The 18,796-nt window shown below is 33.3% G+C and carries 21 protein-coding genes; 17 read left to right on the top strand and 4 right to left on the bottom strand.

Annotated features, from left to right (window positions below):
• Positions 1-8: 8 nt before the first annotated feature.
• Positions 9-938, bottom strand: a complete 930-nt coding sequence (locus tag BWZ20_RS09970; protein WP_076621325.1) for an LD-carboxypeptidase — start codon at positions 936-938, stop codon at positions 9-11.
• Positions 939-1,119: 181 nt separating this feature from the next.
• Here BWZ20_RS09970 and metG point away from each other — a divergent pair, with 181 nt between their 5' ends.
• The 10 genes from metG (at position 1,120) to BWZ20_RS09930 (ending at position 11,249) form a co-directional block, all read left to right on the top strand.
• Positions 1,120-3,186, top strand: coding sequence for a methionine--tRNA ligase (gene metG, locus BWZ20_RS09965; protein WP_076619577.1), 2,067 nt, complete (start codon positions 1,120-1,122; stop codon positions 3,184-3,186).
• Positions 3,187-4,620 carry a hypothetical protein gene (locus tag BWZ20_RS09960; protein WP_076619575.1) on the top strand — a complete coding sequence of 478 codons (1,434 nt, stop codon included), beginning with the start codon at positions 3,187-3,189 and terminating at the stop codon, positions 4,618-4,620. It abuts the gene before it with no gap.
• A gap of 183 nt (positions 4,621-4,803) precedes the next feature.
• Positions 4,804-7,218 carry a hypothetical protein gene (locus BWZ20_RS09955; protein WP_076619573.1) on the top strand — a complete coding sequence of 805 codons (2,415 nt, stop codon included), beginning with the start codon at positions 4,804-4,806 and terminating at the stop codon, positions 7,216-7,218.
• 19 nt (positions 7,219-7,237) lie between these two features.
• Positions 7,238-8,140 carry a histone deacetylase gene (locus tag BWZ20_RS09950; RefSeq protein ID WP_076619571.1) on the top strand — a complete coding sequence of 301 codons (903 nt, stop codon included), beginning with the start codon at positions 7,238-7,240 and terminating at the stop codon, positions 8,138-8,140.
• A gap of 115 nt (positions 8,141-8,255) precedes the next feature.
• Positions 8,256-8,780 (top strand): ferritin, encoded by a 525-nt coding sequence (locus BWZ20_RS09945; RefSeq protein ID WP_076619569.1) that lies wholly within the window; start codon positions 8,256-8,258, stop codon positions 8,778-8,780.
• A gap of 63 nt (positions 8,781-8,843) precedes the next feature.
• Positions 8,844-9,020: a hypothetical protein gene (locus BWZ20_RS15405; protein WP_198034949.1), complete on the top strand. Its 177-nt coding sequence runs from the start codon at positions 8,844-8,846 to the stop codon at positions 9,018-9,020.
• Positions 9,021-9,064: 44 nt separating this feature from the next.
• Entirely contained in the window at positions 9,065-9,907 is an 843-nt protein-coding gene (locus tag BWZ20_RS09940; RefSeq protein WP_076619566.1) for a helix-turn-helix domain-containing protein, read from the top strand.
• Between the two features lie 90 nt (positions 9,908-9,997).
• Entirely contained in the window at positions 9,998-10,153 is a 156-nt protein-coding gene (locus BWZ20_RS15295) for a hypothetical protein (RefSeq protein WP_157358380.1), read from the top strand.
• A 121-nt stretch (positions 10,154-10,274) separates the two neighbouring features.
• Entirely contained in the window at positions 10,275-10,823 is a 549-nt protein-coding gene (locus BWZ20_RS09935) for a carboxymuconolactone decarboxylase family protein (protein WP_076619564.1), read from the top strand.
• Between the two features lie 33 nt (positions 10,824-10,856).
• Positions 10,857-11,249 (top strand): cupredoxin domain-containing protein, encoded by a 393-nt coding sequence (locus BWZ20_RS09930; RefSeq protein WP_076619562.1) that lies wholly within the window; start codon positions 10,857-10,859, stop codon positions 11,247-11,249.
• Positions 11,250-11,335: 86 nt separating this feature from the next.
• Here BWZ20_RS09930 and BWZ20_RS09925 read toward each other — a convergent pair whose 3' ends face one another.
• Positions 11,336-11,668 carry a single-stranded DNA-binding protein gene (locus tag BWZ20_RS09925; protein WP_076619560.1) on the bottom strand — a complete coding sequence of 111 codons (333 nt, stop codon included), beginning with the start codon at positions 11,666-11,668 and terminating at the stop codon, positions 11,336-11,338.
• Positions 11,669-12,028: 360 nt separating this feature from the next.
• Here BWZ20_RS09925 and BWZ20_RS09920 point away from each other — a divergent pair, with 360 nt between their 5' ends.
• The 5 genes from BWZ20_RS09920 (at position 12,029) to BWZ20_RS09900 (ending at position 15,146) form a co-directional block, all read left to right on the top strand.
• Positions 12,029-12,514: a hypothetical protein gene (locus tag BWZ20_RS09920; RefSeq protein WP_076619558.1), complete on the top strand. Its 486-nt coding sequence runs from the start codon at positions 12,029-12,031 to the stop codon at positions 12,512-12,514.
• Positions 12,507-13,082 (top strand): helix-turn-helix domain-containing protein, encoded by a 576-nt coding sequence (locus BWZ20_RS09915; protein WP_076619555.1) that lies wholly within the window; start codon positions 12,507-12,509, stop codon positions 13,080-13,082. The genes BWZ20_RS09920 and BWZ20_RS09915 overlap by 8 nt, the downstream gene beginning before the upstream one ends.
• A 179-nt stretch (positions 13,083-13,261) precedes the next feature.
• Positions 13,262-13,747: a hypothetical protein gene (locus BWZ20_RS09910; RefSeq protein WP_076619553.1), complete on the top strand. Its 486-nt coding sequence runs from the start codon at positions 13,262-13,264 to the stop codon at positions 13,745-13,747.
• Between the two features lie 160 nt (positions 13,748-13,907).
• A complete protein-coding gene (locus BWZ20_RS09905; protein ID WP_076619551.1) occupies positions 13,908-14,642 on the top strand; it encodes an FISUMP domain-containing protein in 735 nt (244 codons plus the stop codon).
• Positions 14,643-14,702: 60 nt separating this feature from the next.
• Positions 14,703-15,146, top strand: a complete 444-nt coding sequence (locus BWZ20_RS09900) for a hypothetical protein (RefSeq protein ID WP_076619549.1) — start codon at positions 14,703-14,705, stop codon at positions 15,144-15,146.
• Positions 15,147-15,420: 274 nt separating this feature from the next.
• On the opposite strand, the gene BWZ20_RS09895 is transcribed toward BWZ20_RS09900, so the two are convergent.
• Positions 15,421-16,011 carry an NAD(P)H-dependent oxidoreductase gene (locus tag BWZ20_RS09895; RefSeq protein WP_076619547.1) on the bottom strand — a complete coding sequence of 197 codons (591 nt, stop codon included), beginning with the start codon at positions 16,009-16,011 and terminating at the stop codon, positions 15,421-15,423.
• Between the two features lie 14 nt (positions 16,012-16,025).
• Positions 16,026-16,922 (bottom strand): nuclear transport factor 2 family protein, encoded by an 897-nt coding sequence (locus BWZ20_RS09890; protein WP_076619545.1) that lies wholly within the window; start codon positions 16,920-16,922, stop codon positions 16,026-16,028.
• A gap of 137 nt (positions 16,923-17,059) precedes the next feature.
• Between BWZ20_RS09890 and BWZ20_RS09885 the strand changes: the two genes are divergently transcribed.
• Entirely contained in the window at positions 17,060-17,524 is a 465-nt protein-coding gene (locus BWZ20_RS09885; RefSeq protein ID WP_076621324.1) for a winged helix-turn-helix transcriptional regulator, read from the top strand.
• Positions 17,525-17,535: 11 nt separating this feature from the next.
• Complete coding sequence (locus BWZ20_RS09880; protein WP_232217096.1) at positions 17,536-18,333, top strand: cation transporter; 798 nt, start codon at positions 17,536-17,538, stop codon at positions 18,331-18,333.
• Positions 18,334-18,796 lie beyond the last annotated feature (463 nt).

The raw sequence follows: 18,796 nt of genomic DNA, 5'->3' as shown, positions 1-18,796 counted from the left end.
ATTAGTTTTTAGTTGTTTATAAATTTAAGACTAGACTTTTCCATCCCGACTTTTAACTCAACTGTCCGTCCCAACACCAATGCTCTATTATCTTTTTCATGGCCGGCTGGCATATTAAAAGCTATGGGGAAATCATAATCCGACAAGGCATCTAGTATAAGTTGCTCTATCGATGTGCCCCAAAGTGTTGTGTTTTTTCTCAATTTAGACATATCTCCTATAACTAATCCTTTAAGTTTTTCAAAATAGCCTGCACGCTTCATACTTTGTAGCATACGATCTATATGATATTTGTATTCACCTATTTCTTCAATAAACAAGATTTTTCCAGAGGTATCTAAACTTGTATCAGAGCCCAGCATAGTATGTAACATGGTTAAATTTCCACCAATTAATTGACCTGTTGCTTCACCTACTCGGTTATATTCAGAACCTTCTAAAACATAATTTTCAGGATTACCGAACAGAGCAGCTTTAAAGGTATCTACAGATGCTTGTACTTCAGCAATATCTTGAGTTAGACTCACACACATTAACGCATGTAAAGATTCAAAACCTTCATTATGCAACTGATTATGTAATGCTGTAATATCACTATAGCCTATAACCCATTTGGGCTTTTCTTTAAACTTTGTATAATCCAACTTATCCAAGATTCTCACTGTACCGTAACCACCTCTTGCACACCAGATAGCACTAACTGTTGGATCATCCATAGCCTTTTGCAGATCTTCACAACGTTCTGCATCCGTACCTGCAAAATGGTCAGCCTTACTAAATACATGCTCACCTAAAATGGTATTTAATCCCCAATCGTTTAGCAAGTCTATGGCTTGTTGCACTTCTCGCTCTCTGTTATTTAATATACCTGATGGTGCTACAATAGCGACGGTATCACCCATTTTTAGATATTTTGGCGTTATGAGTTTACTGTTCATTTTGAATGAATTATCTATGTGATTCTGAGCAAAGGCATATTGAACTAAACCAAAACCCAGCAAAAAATAAAGACGTAACATTGCGTTTTTTAAATCCATAAAAACTGCTTTTGGTAAATGTACATTTTTTTTAGAACTGTTTATATATTACGTACTTTTGTGGCTTCACAAAATTAATCTTATGCCAAAAAGATATACCATTACGGCTGCTTTACCATATACTAATGGTCCAATTCATATTGGTCATTTAGCTGGTGTTTATGTACCCGCAGATATTTATTCGAGATATTTAAGATTAACAGGTAATGACGTTGCTTTTATTTGCGGTAGTGATGAGCATGGTGTGCCGATTACCATCAAAGCAAAAAAAGAAGGTGTAACACCACAAGATATTGTAGATAAGTATCATGCTATCATCAAAACTTCATTTGAAGATTTTGGTATTTCTTTTGATAATTATTCACGCACATCAGCTAAGATTCACCACGATACAGCTTCAGAATTCTTTAAAACGCTTTACAATAAAAACGAATTTGTTGAAGAAGTGTCTGAACAATTATACGATGCTGAAGCGAATCAGTTTTTGGCAGATCGTTTTGTGATTGGCACTTGCCCAAAATGTGGTTATGAAGAAGCCTATGGCGACCAATGCGAAAACTGTGGAACCAGCCATAACGCAACGGATTTAATTAATCCTAAGTCTGCAATTACAGGCAACACACCAACGTTAAAAGAAACCAAACACTGGTTTTTACCTTTAAATAAACACGAAGAATTTTTACGTGAATGGATCCTAAAAGGTCATAAAAAAGACTGGAAACCTAATGTTTACGGCCAGGTAAAATCTTGGATAGACGACGGATTACGCCCAAGGGCCGTAACCAGAGATTTAGATTGGGGAATTCCTGTACCTGTAGAAGGTGGAGAAGGCAAAGTGCTTTATGTTTGGTTCGATGCACCAATTGGCTACATCTCTGCTACCAAAGAATGGGCAGCACGTGCAAGCAAAAACTGGGAAGATTACTGGAAAGATGAAGACACTAAACTTGTGCACTTTATTGGTAAGGACAATATTGTATTTCACTGTATCATTTTTCCATCGATGTTAAAGGCTGAAGGCTCTTACATTTTACCAGAAAATGTACCAGCCAACGAGTTTTTAAATTTGGAAGGCAACAAACTTTCAACATCAAAAAACTGGGCAGTTTGGTTACCAGAGTATTTAGAAGACTTTCCAAATCAGCAAGATGTGTTGCGTTATGCCTTAACAGCTAATGCACCAGAAACTAAAGACAATGATTTTACTTGGAAAGATTTCCAAGCCAGAAACAACAATGAACTAGTGGCTATTTTTGGTAATTTCATTAATCGTGTTGCTGTACTCACCAACAAATATTACAATGGCGAAATTCCGCAACCATCAGCATTTAAACCTATAGACGAGGCAACCTTGGCAGCTGTAAAAGCATATCCTGCGGTAATTGCAAGTTCCATTGAGCGTTACCGTTTTAGAGAAGGCAGCCAAGAACTTATGAATTTGGCACGTCTCGGCAACAAGTATTTAGCGGACGAAGAGCCTTGGAAAACTATAAAAACAGACGAAGAACGTACAAAAACCGTAATGTTTGTGGCTTTACAAATTGCTTCGGCATTAGCAGTATTAAGCGAACCGTTTTTACCGTTTACGTCTGATAAATTGAAATCTATTCTTTGTCATTCTGAACTTGTTTCAGAATCTAATTGGGAAGACATTTCAATCAAAGACGTTTTACTTCCTTCTGGTCACAGCATTCAATCCGGAAAACCAGAATTATTATTTTCTAAGATTGAAGATGAGACTATTCAAAAACAATTAGATAAGCTTGAGGCTAGTAAAAAAGCTAACGAAGCAGCTAATAAAAAAGTAGAACCTCAAAAGGAGGAAATAACTTTTGATGATTTTACAAAATTAGACCTTCGCGTTGGTACCATTTTAGAGGCTGAAAAAATGCCAAAAACTAAAAAATTATTAGTGCTTAAAGTTGATACTGGTATAGACACACGTACTATTGTTTCTGGTATTGCGGAAAGCTTTTCGCCAGAAGACGTCATTGGCAAACGTGTAACAGTTTTAGTCAACTTAGCACCAAGAAAACTGCGAGGTGTAGAAAGTCAAGGTATGATTTTAATGACCGAAGATAAGCGTGGTAATTTAGTGTTTGTAAATCCTAATACCGAAGGGGTTGCTAACGGCTTGAAAATAAGTTAAATGAAATTAAGTTTTGTATTTATAATTTCTTTAATCATACAGTTTAGTTTTGGCCAAATCAATGTACTAAACTATACCATAAATACTAAAAATTCACGCACTAAAAAAACAACCTATTCCCTTGTTAATTCAGACAATAATAATTTCGCTTTTCTAATATTAGACCGAAAAGAGATTCATGCCAATCTGTTTGATGAAAACTTTAATGCAATATCCTCTTTTACTTTTAAAGCTCCGAAGAAGAAATTCAGCGACCCAATAGGTTATGCTATAGACCGTAACACTTATCATTTATTGTACGCCAATGACTATATTTCTCAAATAGCCTTGGTTTCTGTAGACTTTGATAATACAGTATCAACAACCCACGATCTAGAGTTTAAGTTAGATGATGATGAACTTTATATTGATACTCTAATCTATAACAATGAATTATTATTTATAACCATTAAGGATAATGATTTAATAATTAGAAAGTTACAAAAAGACAAAAGTTTAAAAGTCATAAAAACGATTTCTATTAAGCAACAAGAAAAAAAAGGGTTTGTCCTTAAAGCAACAAATACGTTTTCTCTTTTTAGAAATCAAATCGAAGCATCTAATTTTGTAAAAATTGATCATAGAATACCCACATCTATTGAACAAGCATCTTCTCCTAATAAGATTTTTAAGTTTTACAACCAGCTTATTGTATCAATAGACATTGAGAAAAAAGGCACAATAACCTATAGTGTAGATTTAAACACCTTTGAGGTTGAACAACATGCCTACGCCTATCCTAAAGGAAAAATAGATGATTTTGAAAAGTTTAATTCTTTTATCTGCGATGATAAGGTTTTCCAAATTGCCAGTTCGCGCAAAGAAATGAGCTTTAACATCAAAGATTTAAACAATACCGTTTTAAAGGAATTTTATTTGCACAAAGATAAACCTATTACATTTAAAAATGGCCCAATAATTCAAGAAGGGCAAACAGCAATACCATTTAAAACCACTCGGCAACTAGAGGCGACATCTAAATTTTTGAGAAAAGTTAGTTCTGGTAAAATTGGTGTTTCCGTAATAAAAGTTGATGATTTATATGAAATCACAATCGGAGGATATAAGTTGGTACCAACAAGTAATACTGGCTTTGGAATGACACCCACTACCACTTTTGACTCGAACACAAACACTTTTGTCCCTGCTTTTAACCCTACTTTTAGTAACTTCTACTCTTACAGTACTACAAAAGCAACTTTTTTTGATACCGTGCTTTCGGAAAATTTCGAGCATATTAAAAAAGAATTCGAGCCTGGATTGAGTAACATGATCGATTCATATATGGTAGATTACAAAGGCATCACAGGTGAAGATATTTTTTTTCATAACAATACACCTTACTACGCATACTTTAACCTAAAAGAAAAACAATTTAGTTTAATTAGGTTTTAAATACCTTTTAATCTTAATTTAAAAATCCTTTTTTTAGATTGGACTATAAAACCTCCAATCACTGCATGGGTGCGCTGGAAGATCGACAAGTCTAAATTGAAGTTAAAGTTGTTTCATAATTATACTATTTATTGTTAAATTAAGAAGGATTTTTAGTATTCACTATTCTATACCTAATTCATTATGAAGATAGCTCTTGTTCAAATAAGTGTTTGCGTTACTATATTACTACTTGCAACAAAATCCGTTGCCTCTCAGAACGAAATCGATATTATCTCAGATGCTTACGAGGACTATACACATCTTCCTCGAGAGGTTGTATACCTGCACCTTAATAAGTCTACCTTGTTTGTCGGTGAGACCTTGGGCTTTACAGCTTATGTCTTAAATAAAAATGATAAAAAACTGTCAACAACCACCAAAAACTTATATGTAACTATTGAAGACAAGAATGAAAAAATAATAAAACAAAAAATGTTGATGGTAGATAACGGTGTAGCATCTAATATTTTTGAAATAGACTCCCTTTTTTCTAACAACACTTACACCATAAAGGCCTACACCAACTGGATGAGAAACTTCAACGAAAATAATTTCTTCGTCGAAAGTTTTAAAGTTGAAAGTATTGAAACCTACCAACCTAAAGACAACGTGGCAACTACTATTGATATCGACGCTCAGTTTCTGCCCGAAAGTGGGCATTTGCTCCACGGTGTAGAAAATACCATAGGTGTGGTTATAAAAGGCCGTAATGGCTATGGTTTAGATTTGGCACTTGGAGAAGTTGTAGATAATAACGGTACAGTTATCACTACATTTAAAACCAATCAGTTTGGTATAGGTAGATTTCCATTAATCCCTCAATATGGTACTACATATTCCATAAATATTAGCCATAAAGATAACGTCTATAAGTTGCAGCTCAATCAAACTATTAAAAAACAAGGTGTTATCCTTTCGTTAAAGCGTTTTAAAAATAGGTTCTTAATCAGTGTTATAACTAATGAAGAAACTCTCGATACTATTAAGCACAAACGCTATTCGCTATTCTTGCATAATGGTGATAATTATGACCTAATGGACATTTATTTTACAGACCAACCTGTTATTACAAAAGTTTTAGAGCTAGATAATAATCCTGGCATAAATATTCTTACACTTTTTGACGAAAACAACACACCTATAGCCGAACGTTTAACTTTTAATTACAACGGAATTAACATCATTTCTTCCAAAAACTCACCAACAGTAACCAAAGAATTAGATTCGGTAAACGTTACGCTAAACTTTAAAGCACCAGATACTTTAAGCACCCATAATATTAGCATATCCGTACTACCTCAAGAAACACAATCATACAACAGATCCCATAACATCATCAGTTATAATTATTTACAACCCTACCTCAATGGTCCTGTAGAAAATGCAAAATATTATTTTACCGACATCACGGAAAAGAAAAAGTTTGAACTCGATAATTTATTGCTCACACAAGGATGGAGCAGTTACGACTGGAATATTATTTTTCATAATCCGCCCGATATAAATTTCGATTTTGAACAAGGTATTATTCTAAAAGCAAACTACGTCTCCAGTAATATCAATGAGAGTGGCCAGCCTAATGACTTAATGTACTATTTTGACGATAAGGGATTCCTCATTGCAGAAGGGAATACTAAAAGCAAGAGTTATATAATAAAAAATCTATATCCCGAAGAAGACCAAACCATAAAACTCACTGAAGTTACCAATTCAAAAGGTCTAAAACCTGCAAATCTTTACACGCAGTTTTTTCCTCAAAAAATTCCAAACTTCAAAACAAACTTCATTGAAGAAATTAAACCTACTTTTAAAATAGAGCGCGATTCTGCTTACTCAAGTAACGTTATTTTCGATAATTCAGAAAAAGTTGAAAAGCTCGATGAGGTTGTCGTAAAATCTAGTCCATGGCAAGAGCAACTAAAGCGAAGAGCTGAATTGAGCAGAGGAAGATATGGAAAAATCAGTGTGGTTAGCGAAGAGGATGAAAAGCAATTTTTCTCTCTTTGGAATTATTTGTCTTTTAAAGCATGGCTTCTGTTAGATCCAGATGTATATGGCCCTAATGGTCCCAGAAATAATTTAGGTGTAATAGATAGCATGGGTATGCAAAGTCCTGGTTCCGTTAATTTTTTCTTAAACGATGTATTACTAGTAGACCTTTCTATTTTAGACCCAATACTAATTGAAGATGTAGATTTTATAGAGATTAACCGATTTGGTTTGGGAGAAGGTATGCGAAGCCCTCGAGGCGCTATTAAGATTTACACCAAAGACCCAGCAAGAGCCAAAGCCCCTAAAAATATTACCAGAACTTATGAGTTTCCTCTAACTTTTAACAAAAGGAAAAAGTTCTATACACCTAAGTACAAATACTATGAAGATGATTTCTTTAAAGAGTATGGAGTTATTGATTGGAAACCTAATCTAACGTTAAATAACAATGGACAACTTGTATTTAAAATAGCACAGCCACAAGTACCAGTTACACTTTTTATTGAAGGCATTACAAATGATGGTACATTTATTTTTGAGGAAAAATCGATATCATTAAATTAGACAAAAAATTGTCTAGTATATGCTCAAAATAGCATACCACCCTATCTACAAGCATCCTTTGCCTGTAGGGCATCGTTTCCCTATGGAGAAATACGAATTGTTACCTCAGCAATTGTTGCATGAAGGCACCTGTGAGGACAACAATTTTTTTGAACCAGAAAAACCAAACGATAAATATATTTTGGCAGTGCACACACCAGAATATTATTACGATTTGGTAAATATTACTTTAGACCAACGTGCTGCACGAAAAATAGGGTTTCCGCTTAGTGAGGTTTTAGTTGAGCGCGAGGTCATCATTGCAGATGGCACCATAAAAGCAAGTGAACATGCCCTAAAACATGGTATTGCTATGAATATAGCTGGCGGCACACACCACGCCTATACCAATCGTGGTGAAGCGTTTTGCTTACTAAATGACCAAGCAATTGGAGCTCGATATCTTCAAAACAAAGGATTAGTAAACAAAGTTCTTATTGTGGATTTAGACGTGCATCAAGGCAATGGAACTGCAGAAATTTTTAAATACGACGATTCTGTTTTTACCTTTTCTATGCATGGCAAAAGCAACTATCCTTTTAGAAAAGAACAAAGCGATTTAGATATTGCGCTTAATAATGGCACAGATGACAATACCTACCTTAACTTATTAAAAAATACCTTAACCAAACTCATTGACAAACAACAACCCGATTTTATTTACTACCTCTGTGGCGTAGATGTAGTAGCTTCTGACAAATTAGGAAAACTAGGCATGACGGTTAAAGGCTGCAAAGAACGTGACCGTTTTGTCCTACAAACCTGCAAAGACCTCAACATTCCAGTTATGTGTAGTATGGGTGGAGGGTATTCTGCAGATATTAAAATTATAGTAAATGCGCATGCCAACACATTTCGGTTAGCACAAGACATTTTCTTCTAAAAAGAGCTATATATACCATCTTTCAAATTAGATTAAATATGAATTATCATTATAACACCTCATTAACTTTTAATTGATTTAAAAGTTCCTATTTTTATAAGAAATACTTAAAATTATGTTATCAAAATCAATTGAAGCTGCATTAAATAAACAAATAAGAATTGAAGCTGAGTCATCTCAAGTTTACCTAGCCATGGCTGTTTGGGCCGAAGTAAAAGGGCTAGAAGGTATATCTAATTTTATGTACGACCAGTCAGATGAAGAACGAGAGCATATGTTAAAGCTTGTAAAATTTGTCAATGAACGCGGAGGACATGCACATATCTCAGAATTAAACGCACCAAACGTTACCTTTAATTCGTTTCAGGAAATGTTCCAAAAACTTCTAAAGCATGAGGTATTTGTCTCAGAAAGTATTAACGAATTAGTTCATATTTCTTTACAAGAAAAAGATTACGCAACACACAATTTCCTTCAGTGGTATGTTGCTGAACAAATTGAAGAAGAAGCAGTGGCAAGAACTATTCTTGATAAAATTAACATGATTGGAGATGATAAAGGAGGGCTTTATTTATTTGACAGAGACATACAACAGTTAACCGTAAGCTCTGCAGCTCAGACTCCTGGACCTGGTATTTAATGTTAAAATTTATTTAGAATAAATTAAAATAATTACTTTTGCCATATTGATTTAGGCATCAATATGGCAAAAAAGAAAAAAGATAAAAAACTAAAAAGAGAACGCATTAAAGTTCTTGAATCTTATGGAATGGAGGGCTTGGGTAAAGTAAAATCCAAATGCTGTAAGAAATACAAAAAAGCAGAGCACAAACGGTGTAAAAAATGCCCTTGTTTTGATTTGCTTAAGAAAGTGGCTTAGTTCTTTTTTGTAATGTTTAGTTTGGTTTGTAGACATACATACACATGATGTATTTTTTTAAAGAATTTTCTACTGGTGCAGTCTTCAATATCGGTAACACAAAAGATCTACAAGCATTTGTAACACCAAAGCAGGTCGATTTCTATACCTTTATTTGGGCAAACCAACACGCTATAGAACTTGTTATAGATAGCGTTCCGGTAACACTTCCACCAAATCATATCTTAGCCCTCACACCCATACAATATCTGCAATATAGAACTGGTGCCGATGCACTAATCTATCAGTTTAACCGTGAGTTTTACTGCATTAAAGATCATGATAAGCAAGTGAGCTGTGTTGGTATATTGTTTTTTGGTAACATAAATATTCCTATAATAAAACTCAATACAATAGAGCAGCACAAATTTAAAATATTACACGAAGTATTTATTGATGAGCTCGAAACAAAAGACAATATACAGGCCGAAATGCTGAGAATGCTTATGGCTAGGTTTATCATAAAAAGTACGCGACTTCTAAAAGCAAAAGAAGGCATTATTGAAACGCCCAAAAACACAAAGATAGATCTGCTTAGATCTTTTAATTTTTTAGTAGAACAACATTTTAAAACAGAACATAGTGTTTCGTTTTATGCCCAACAACTTTTTAAATCTCCTAAAACACTTTCTAATAATTTTGCCAAGCTAAACCGAAGCCCACTACAAATTATCCACGAGCGTATTATATTAGAAGCAAAACGATTATTAACCTACACAGATAAATCTGCAAAAGAAATTGCTCACGATATTGGTTTTGAAGATGCCTCTCACCTTAGCCGTTTATTTAAAAAATACACATCAAAATCTCCCTCTGAGTTTAAAAAGTCGCTTAAACCTATAGATTAGGAAAAATTGACAAGCTTAAGGGTAAATTCTACATTCCATTTGCTTATCTACTACCTCATCTTTGTAGTATAATTTTTAAAACTATAACAGATGAAACATTCCATTAAATCAATATTCAATCTTATTGAAATATTTGCAAACAGTCCTAGACGTATTGCAACCAACACATTATCTCATACGCATTGCGAGCATGAACAATTACACGATTATTATTGTGACGCTGAAAAACCACACATTAATCATTAAGGACATATTGACACGTATAAGGGAAGTATTTCTATTCTATGACCTCCTTTACTATGGCAACTTTGTACCATCAAAAATTAAATAACAATCGCTGATATATTCAGCATAAAAAACTAAAATTATGAACACATTTAATGTACCAACAAGAGAAAACGTTAGTGAAAACAACAAAGCAATTTTTGACAATCTAAAAAAAGCTTTGGGATTTGTACCAAACTTATACGCAACATATGCACATAGCGATACTGCTTTAGAAAACTACCTAAATTTTGCTAATGCAAAAACCTCACTTTCTGCCAAAGAAAAAGAAGTTGTAAACTTAGCGGTTAGTCAAGTTAACAATTGTATCTATTGCCTATCTGCACACACTGCAATTGGTAAAATGAATGGTTTTACTGAAGAACAAATTTTAGAACTAAGAGCTGGTTACTCTACCGTAAACAACAAACTTAATGCTTTAGCCAAATTGGCTAAGAACATTACGGAAAATAGAGGTCGTACAGATGCAGATGTTCTAGAGAATTTCTTTAATGCTGGTTATACTAAAGGAAATCTAATAGATACCATTGCTTTGGTTGGAGACAAAACCATCTCTAATTATATCCACAGTACAACGCAGGTTCCTGTAGATTTTCCTGTGGCGCAACCTTTAGCAGCAGCCACAGTATAAAACCTAAATAAATAACGTTTAAATTTTAGAATTATGAAAAAAATCATTTCAACATTAGTTATAGCATTAAGCTTATCCTTAACAAGCTATGCACAAGACAACATTAAAAAAGACACCCAAATGGCAGCTGAAAAAGCAACGGTTGTGTCTTTAGAACAAACTAAAGGTGCATTTACGCAAAAAGCAATCACCTTAGAAGAAGGCAACTATATTTTTGAAATAAAAAATAATGATGTAGGCCACCAGGTAGGATTTGTTTTGGCTCCCAAATCAAACCCAAATGCGCATATTAAAACCGCTTATGTTACAAAAGCGGTAGATAACAATAGTAAAGAAAAAACTAATATAACCACATTGAAAAAAGGAGAATATATTTATTTCTGCCCTATGAACCCAACTCCACAATATACACTCATTGTTGAGTAAACACGTTTAGCAAAGTTCAAAAATAAAACTAGCCTTAAAAAACAAATTTTTTTAAGGCTAGTTAGTATTTATAATCTATTTAGTTATTATTTTCCAAGCATTAAAAGCTCGCTACAAACCACTTCGGTAGTGTAACGTTTTATACCGTCTTTGTCTTCCCAAGAGCGTGTTGTTAACTTACCTTCTATGGCTACTTCTTTACCTTTGGTTACAAACTTTTCAACAATCTGAGCTGTTTTCCCCCAAGCAATAATATTATGCCATTGCGTATCTGTTACTTTTTCGCCATTAGCATTTTTATAGCTTTCGTTTGTGGCTACAGAAAATTTTGCAAGCATTTTACCAGACTCAAGGTTAATTATTTCTGGGTCTTTTCCTAAGTTACCAATCAACTGTACTTTGTTTTTTAGTGTGTTCATGTGTTTTAAATTTAATATGTTAAACAGTTAATACAATTGAACCCTAAATGATTCAACACTGCAAAGATGAGATGGCCATCAAATTTTAGTCGGTAGTTACATGCTTAATTTCGTTTGTAAACGCTTGTAACCGTTTGTAAATGATTAAGCTTTGTTTTTATAGGCATTTATCGTAGATTTAATTTTGATAGAAAAACATGCATTTATACGGTAGTTGTACGCAAGCTGAAAAATAAGTTCTGGTTTTTTAATCCTTCTCATATTGAACATAGATGACGTAATAATGTCATAAACATGACGACATCAATGTCCGCACTACTGTTTTACTTTTGTTTCAAACATTTAATCATAGTTATATTAATGGAAACAGAATTAGACATCAATCAAAAATCAACAGTTTATCGAGCTTTTCATCTCGCCAAAATTCCAATAATAATTGCATTAATTTTAACACCAATTCGATTCTCACTTGAACTTATTGGATTACCTGATAGTGCTATTTTTATTGTTGGATTGCTTTGGCTAACATTAGCATTTGCAATTTATTGGGGAACAAAGTTATATAAAACAAAACATGCCTATCTTTTACTATTGTTGAGTTTGCTAATTTATTCACCAATTTCAAGGTTTCCTGTTGCGTTGTTTTGGTGGATTGACACTAACTATGAAATAGGCACACATTATGGATTATATTTTAATAATTTTGGACAAGCTCTATTAAATCATATAGGTTATGGATCTCTGGTACAAATCATACCTGGATTTATATTAGGCTCAATAACAATTGCATTTATGAGCAATAGAAAAAATGAGATACAAAAAACTAATACTTTAGAAGATGAATAAGAATCTCTTAGGACTAAGAATAAAAGAATTAAGAAAACAAAAAGGGATGTCTCAAGAGTTTCTATCCGAAGAATCAGGACTGAGTTTGAGAACTATTCAACGAATTGAAAATGGAGAGACAAATCCAACTGGTGAATCACTCAAACGATTATCAAATGCATTGAATGTAAATCCAGATGAATTAATTGATTGGTCTATAAAAGAAGACAAAAGATATTTGACGTTTCTAAATCTCTCAGCCCTAACTTTTCTATTCTTTCCTCTACTTGGAATTTTAATACCATTCATATTATGGACATCACGAAAAGGAAAAATCAAAAACATCAATAAATTAGGAAAAGATCTAATCAATTTTGAGATAACTTGGACATTACTTCTGTTTTTTATTCCTTTTTTATGGTTTCTCTTTTCAAAAATTGGAATATTAGAAAGTTTTACTCTAAGTAGGATTTTCATTATTATTGGAGTTATGTACTTTATCAATTTAATTTTCATATTACTAAATACATTAAGAATTAGTAATGGAAATGATATAATTTACAATCCCAAATTTAAATTTTTAAGATAAAAGCCAGCGTACAACAACGTGTATAATTCATTGCTGGTAATAGCCTACTTACGAAAGTCCTCGCGGACTTTCTATCCGTGATTTATTTACTAACTTTAGTGCTGAAACACGCAACGAAATCATACACTAGACCGTTGGCAGCAGGTTAAACAAAACCACGCACGAATTGAAAATCTGAAATGAAAAGAATTATATGCCTGCTAATTTTAACGACTTTCATAGGTTGCAGATATTTCAATGTTAGCCCAGTAAATGGGATTACAACAAAAAATCTGACTAAAAAGCCGACTCGAGCAGAAATGGTTGGAACTTGGGAAGTTGATAAATTCAGTTATGAACTGAACGAGCACAAAGGTTACGAAAAGAAAAAAATTGAACTGAATCTCAAGAAAGATGGAACTTTCTCAATCTCGAACTTGCCGAATTATGTAAACGTATTTGACAAAACCGAAGATAAATATGTGAATACAAGCGGAACTTGGAAAATTGGAAAGGACTTTAAAGGAGAAAAATGGGTTCTAAATATTCGATTTGACAAAAGCAACTTGTATGAAAAAGGAATGTCAACATATTATGATTTATATTTACAAGATGACGGAATTATAATCTGGGATTTTATCGGAGACCCAGATTCTGGAGAAAGGTTTTTATATAGAAAAAAGTAAAAAAACCAGCCGGCAACAATGTGTATAATTCATTGCTATTAAAGGCTTACTTACGAAAATCCTCGCGGATTTTCTATTCAGTCTGTATTTGCTAAATTAGTTGCTTAATCACACAATGAAATCATACACTTTACCGTAGCACATTAAAACAAAATGAAATATGCACAAACTATTTAATCTTTTATTTCTAATCTTTTTTGGATTAGGACTAATCTCTTGCAATAAAGATGAAGACAATACTGATAATCAGAATCCAGATATCACCTTAATGGATGCAGACGGAAATGTCTATGAAACGATTACTTTGGGAAATCAAGTCTGGATGGCTGAAAATTTGAAAACAACAACATTTAATGACGGTAGTTCGATTACTGAATACAGACACTTTATGCCTAATCAGTCACCATTTGACTGGTTTGAAACAAGCAATCCACGAGAACTTTTTCAATGGGCTTTTACCGAAGACCTAAATGATATTTATCCGGAGGACTTACCGATAGATTTTTATGGTGCTCACTACAACAATGAAGCTATACAATCGGGAAAACTAGATATTGATGGTTGGAGGTTACCTACCATACAAGATTTTGAAGAACTCATTAGTTTTTTGGTTAGTGAAGGACATATTGGAAATGAAGCAACAGTTTTAAAGACCCAAACAGGTTGGGCTATTGAAAATGGAACAGACCTCTACGATTTTACAGTTAAACCAGCTGGAAACACAATTAATAACGGAACACCAGATTTTTCAGAATTGTTAGCTCGTCTTTGCACGTCAAATACAAACACAACTTTAAACCAGCGAACCGTAGCAACGTTTTTTAATAATGGTGAGATATCCTTTGAAGAAATAGATATAAGAAATGGATTTAGTATAAGATATATTAAAGAATAAAATAACGTGCTACAACAATGGCTATAAGTAATTGCTTGTTCTCGCTTACTTCTGAAAAATATGTTTACACCAATTATAAGAATTGTACTTGTTATATTTAGCTTAATTACGGCTGCATATTTTTACTCAAAAGAGGATTTTGCAAATATGTCAATGATGCTAATAGCAGGTGGACTAATTATTTATGGATATTTCAAATACGGTACTGTTTATGCTGCTTTTCAACAAATAAAAAAAGCCAACATAAAAAAAGCAGAAGAATTGATTTCTAAAATCAAAAATCCAGATAAACTGACTAAAGGACATAAGAGTTATTACTACTTTACAACTGGAATTATTGCTTTAGAGAAAAAGGACTTTGAAAAAAGCCATTCTGATTTGACTCAAGCATTGCATATGGGTTTAAGAACTAAAAATGATAAATCAATCGTTTTATTGAATTTAGCTAATGTCGAACTATTGCGAAAAGATTATAATAAAGCGATTAATATATTAAAAAAGTAAGGCAACTTAAATTAAAACCATTGGTCGAAGCGGAAACAAACCGAATTGAAAAAGAAATAAAGACGTTACACAACAATGTATAACCGTAATTACGGCGCATTCGACTATGCCCAAATCCACTCAGAATTGCTAACACCAGTTCTTAACCGAAAAATTTGCGTACTTTAACCCGTAACTGACGGTTATACGTGACATTTGAACAAAAATTTCGAACAAAAAAATCACAAGAACCTAGACCCTTGTGATTTTGTATTTTAATCAAATGAAATCTTAACTACCCTTTAAAATTAGTCTCAAGATGCGATTCTAGCCTTTTAAAATCATTCTCAATATTTGGGTTTTTCATTACATCAAAGCAAGCGAAGGTTGGCAATGGTTGCATACCAAAAAACTTGAAATTCATATGCTGTGCAAAGTATAAATCATCCACCGATTTACCTGCAAATAGAAATTCATCTGGGTCGTTAAAAGACTCTTCTGGAGCATTAAACGTTAAGGATAACATATATTTGGTGTCTTGCATTAATCCACCAGCCCCATAATTTTTCTTTGGGTTTTCTGCTGTTCTTCCATCATTCTGGCTCATTTTACCAAACATACCAGCGGTGTAAACTTCATCCATATATTTCTTAAAAATCCAAGGAAAACCCATCCAATTGGTAGGTGATTGTAAAACAACGACATCTGCCCAAGTATGTTTATCCACTTCTTCATCTGTATTCCATTCGTCTTTCATTGTAGTAGTTTTAATTTCGTAGCCAATACTTTTTAGATAGTTTCCAATACGCTTGGCGATTTCTTTATTCAATTCCCCTTTGGCAAAAGGATATTCTTGATGCGCGTTTATAATCAGTGCTTTTTTCATAATTATTTTCGTTTTTAAAATCCAAACATTCCATTATCATTCGCTAAATTTTCGGTAGGAATCTCTTGTATAACGTCCCAATGCTCTACGGCTTTTCCATTTTCAAAACGTAGTAAATCGTAGAAAACATTTGTTGTTCCATTCCATTTACCTTCACTCACGGTGAGTACAAAATTACCTTCACCTAATACTTTATGGATTTTAGTGTACTGAAACATATTGTTTTGCGAAGTGAGGTACTGGACAGCTTCCACTATTCCATTTAGTCCATCTTTGATGTTAGGATTGTGTTGGTCGTATTGCTCGGTACTGATGTAATCGGAAATTTTATTCGGATTTTTGCCCATCAAAATATCTTCTACCATAGATTTTGCCAAGGATTTGTTCGCTTCGGTTTTGTCTAAATCTACAATATCAGTTGCACCATCTACTTGAGTTCTTCCGCTTGCTGTTTGTTCTACAAAAGGTTGCAGAGCATCCCAATGTTCGGCTATTTTGCCATTTTCATCAAATCGTAAAATATCGAAAGACACCATTTTATCTGCACCAAAAGGCTTGGCACCTGTCCATAATTGATGTAGTACTACAAAATTTCCATCTTCAATAACACGAACTGCTTCGGCTTTGGTTCCATTTTCTTTTAGCATAGGAAACAGTTGAATAAAAGGTTCTAATCCTGTGGGAAGAAATGGATTGTGTTGAATGTAATCTGGATTGCCTAGTGCTCTTACTTTATCCACATCTTGCGAGGTTACGGCTTGTACAAAAGCCACAGCGGTTTCTTTTTTGTTCATTTTTAATGTTTTTGAATTAGAAGTTTGTGTTGATTTGTCGCTATTTGAATTTGTTTTAGTTGAATTACAACTTGCAAATGCACTAGCGATCACTAATACTATGAATACGTTTTTCATGTTATGAGTTTTTATTACTTGTATTATGCAATCAAAATTACAATAATACTTTTATTTTGCAAGTAATAATGTAAATAAATTGCAAAATGCAAGTGATATTTTTTTTAATACCTTTGCAATTGATGAGAATAGAAAAAATGGAAACAAAATTTAGATGTAATTGTCCATTTACAACAGCACTTGATATTTTGGGTGATAAATGGATGTTGGTAATTGTAAAACAAATGCTTATGGAAAATAAGCAGACCTTTAAGGACTTTACAGAAAGTGATGAAGGCATTGCGACCAACATACTGACCACAAAATTGAAACAGCTTGAAGCATTTGGAATTATTACTAAAACAAAACTTCCAAACAATAAGAAATCTAACATCTACCTTTTAACCGAGAAAGGCTTGGCAATGACACCCATAATTGTAGAATTGGGAATTTGGAGCGACAATCATTTAAGGGATTTTAATCCAACTATCGTGAATGAAGGTGGTATAGAATTATTAAGAAGTAATAAAGCAGAATTTACAAAGATTATAGTACAACAATACAGGGAAAAAATGGCTGCAAGTCATTTAAACAATAGTTACAAGCCAAAAACAAAAACATAAAAAACGTAGACGTGATTGGGTATTTTACTTCTGTAAATTTAAAAAATTGTGGCACATTTTGGTTTAACATATACCTACCTCTAGCCTTACAAGATGAGGTGCTATTGTACCTAACAACCCATTACCAAAACGGTAACAAAACGGTAGCAAAACTTAAAAATGTAATGAAAAATGATATCACAAAAGATATAAAAGCATTGTACAAAACTGCATTCGGTCTTGCCGTTTTTACAATAGTCTATAATATTGTTGAGGGTCTAATTTCTACTTACCTCGGATTTGAAGATGAAAGTCTGGCGCTTTTTGGTTTTGGATCCGACAGTTTTATAGAAGTCATCTCTGGATTTGGAATAGCACATATGGTTTTGAGAATTAAAAATAATCCGAATAGCCAACGTGATGATTTTGAACGAACGGCATTAAGAATTACTGGAGCTGCGTTCTATATTTTAGTTTTTGGACTTGTAATCACGAGTATCTATAATATTTGGACTGGCCATAAACCTTTAACCACGTTTTGGGGAGTTGTAATTTCTATAACCTCAATTCTAATTATGTGGTTTTTAGTTCTTTGGAAAAGGAGAGTCGGAAACCAATTAAATTCAACGCCAATTTTAGCAGATGCAAACTGTACAATGGTCTGTGTCTACATGTCTATTATTTTACTAATAAGTAGTGGAATATACGAGTTATTCGGAATTTCTTATATCGACAGTATCGGAACACTTGGGTTGTCTTATTTTGCATTTAAAGAGGGGTACGAATGTTTCGAAAAAGCAAAAAGTGATAAAAATTGCTGCTGTGACTAAATGTTATTTCCATTCAAAAAACGATAAAGACCTAGCTTCAACGGATGGTATTAATTATTGTTTACTCACCCATTATGTCTATAACAAAAAAAAGCCACAACGATTAAAAGAATAACTTGGGTCGCCAATAAATTCGCCGTAAGGCGCTCTACGCCCAAAATAGGTTAGCTTAATATTTAGGTTTTCTGTCTCTGCTCTAAAACTTGTAATGGCTTAACTAAAAATTTTAATGATTTATTTACATGTATTAAAATCGCTAAAAAAGGGCAGCACTGCTTAGAAGTAGTCGATGATCTTATCCAAGTATTAGAAAATAAAAAAGCACCTCCAAAAAGGAGGTGCTTTGGGTGAGCTATTAATTTTAAAAATTCAGTGGATTACATTAAGATTTCCCTTTTAAATCCTAACAATTCAAAAATAAATAATTATTTGTACAACTACATAAAATATTTGTATAATAAAT

Origin of the sequence: Winogradskyella sp. J14-2, assembly GCF_001971725.1 — a bacterium.
Classification (GTDB): Bacteria; Bacteroidota; Bacteroidia; order Flavobacteriales; family Flavobacteriaceae; genus Winogradskyella.
Note: the sequence above shows the minus strand (reverse complement) of the source record. Positions and strands in the feature narration are given on the sequence as shown.

Coding starts and splice junctions, on each gene's coding strand:
- BWZ20_RS09920 (WP_076619558.1), top strand. CDS start 12,029: ATGGAAACAGAATTAGACATCAATCAAAAATCAACAGTTTATCGAGCT.
- BWZ20_RS09960 (WP_076619575.1), top strand. CDS start 3,187: ATGAAATTAAGTTTTGTATTTATAATTTCTTTAATCATACAGTTTAGT.
- BWZ20_RS09930 (WP_076619562.1), top strand. CDS start 10,857: ATGAAAAAAATCATTTCAACATTAGTTATAGCATTAAGCTTATCCTTA.
- BWZ20_RS09890 (WP_076619545.1), bottom strand. CDS start 16,922: ATGAAAAACGTATTCATAGTATTAGTGATCGCTAGTGCATTTGCAAGT.
- metG (WP_076619577.1), top strand. CDS start 1,120: ATGCCAAAAAGATATACCATTACGGCTGCTTTACCATATACTAATGGT.
- BWZ20_RS09935 (WP_076619564.1), top strand. CDS start 10,275: ATGAACACATTTAATGTACCAACAAGAGAAAACGTTAGTGAAAACAAC.
- BWZ20_RS09945 (WP_076619569.1), top strand. CDS start 8,256: ATGTTATCAAAATCAATTGAAGCTGCATTAAATAAACAAATAAGAATT.
- BWZ20_RS15405 (WP_198034949.1), top strand. CDS start 8,844: ATGGCAAAAAAGAAAAAAGATAAAAAACTAAAAAGAGAACGCATTAAA.
- BWZ20_RS09885 (WP_076621324.1), top strand. CDS start 17,060: ATGGAAACAAAATTTAGATGTAATTGTCCATTTACAACAGCACTTGAT.
- BWZ20_RS09915 (WP_076619555.1), top strand. CDS start 12,507: ATGAATAAGAATCTCTTAGGACTAAGAATAAAAGAATTAAGAAAACAA.
- BWZ20_RS09910 (WP_076619553.1), top strand. CDS start 13,262: ATGAAAAGAATTATATGCCTGCTAATTTTAACGACTTTCATAGGTTGC.
- BWZ20_RS09905 (WP_076619551.1), top strand. CDS start 13,908: ATGCACAAACTATTTAATCTTTTATTTCTAATCTTTTTTGGATTAGGA.
- BWZ20_RS09955 (WP_076619573.1), top strand. CDS start 4,804: ATGAAGATAGCTCTTGTTCAAATAAGTGTTTGCGTTACTATATTACTA.
- BWZ20_RS09940 (WP_076619566.1), top strand. CDS start 9,065: ATGATGTATTTTTTTAAAGAATTTTCTACTGGTGCAGTCTTCAATATC.
- BWZ20_RS15295 (WP_157358380.1), top strand. CDS start 9,998: ATGAAACATTCCATTAAATCAATATTCAATCTTATTGAAATATTTGCA.
- BWZ20_RS09895 (WP_076619547.1), bottom strand. CDS start 16,011: ATGAAAAAAGCACTGATTATAAACGCGCATCAAGAATATCCTTTTGCC.
- BWZ20_RS09970 (WP_076621325.1), bottom strand. CDS start 938: ATGAACAGTAAACTCATAACGCCAAAATATCTAAAAATGGGTGATACC.
- BWZ20_RS09900 (WP_076619549.1), top strand. CDS start 14,703: ATGTTTACACCAATTATAAGAATTGTACTTGTTATATTTAGCTTAATT.
- BWZ20_RS09950 (WP_076619571.1), top strand. CDS start 7,238: ATGCTCAAAATAGCATACCACCCTATCTACAAGCATCCTTTGCCTGTA.
- BWZ20_RS09925 (WP_076619560.1), bottom strand. CDS start 11,668: ATGAACACACTAAAAAACAAAGTACAGTTGATTGGTAACTTAGGAAAA.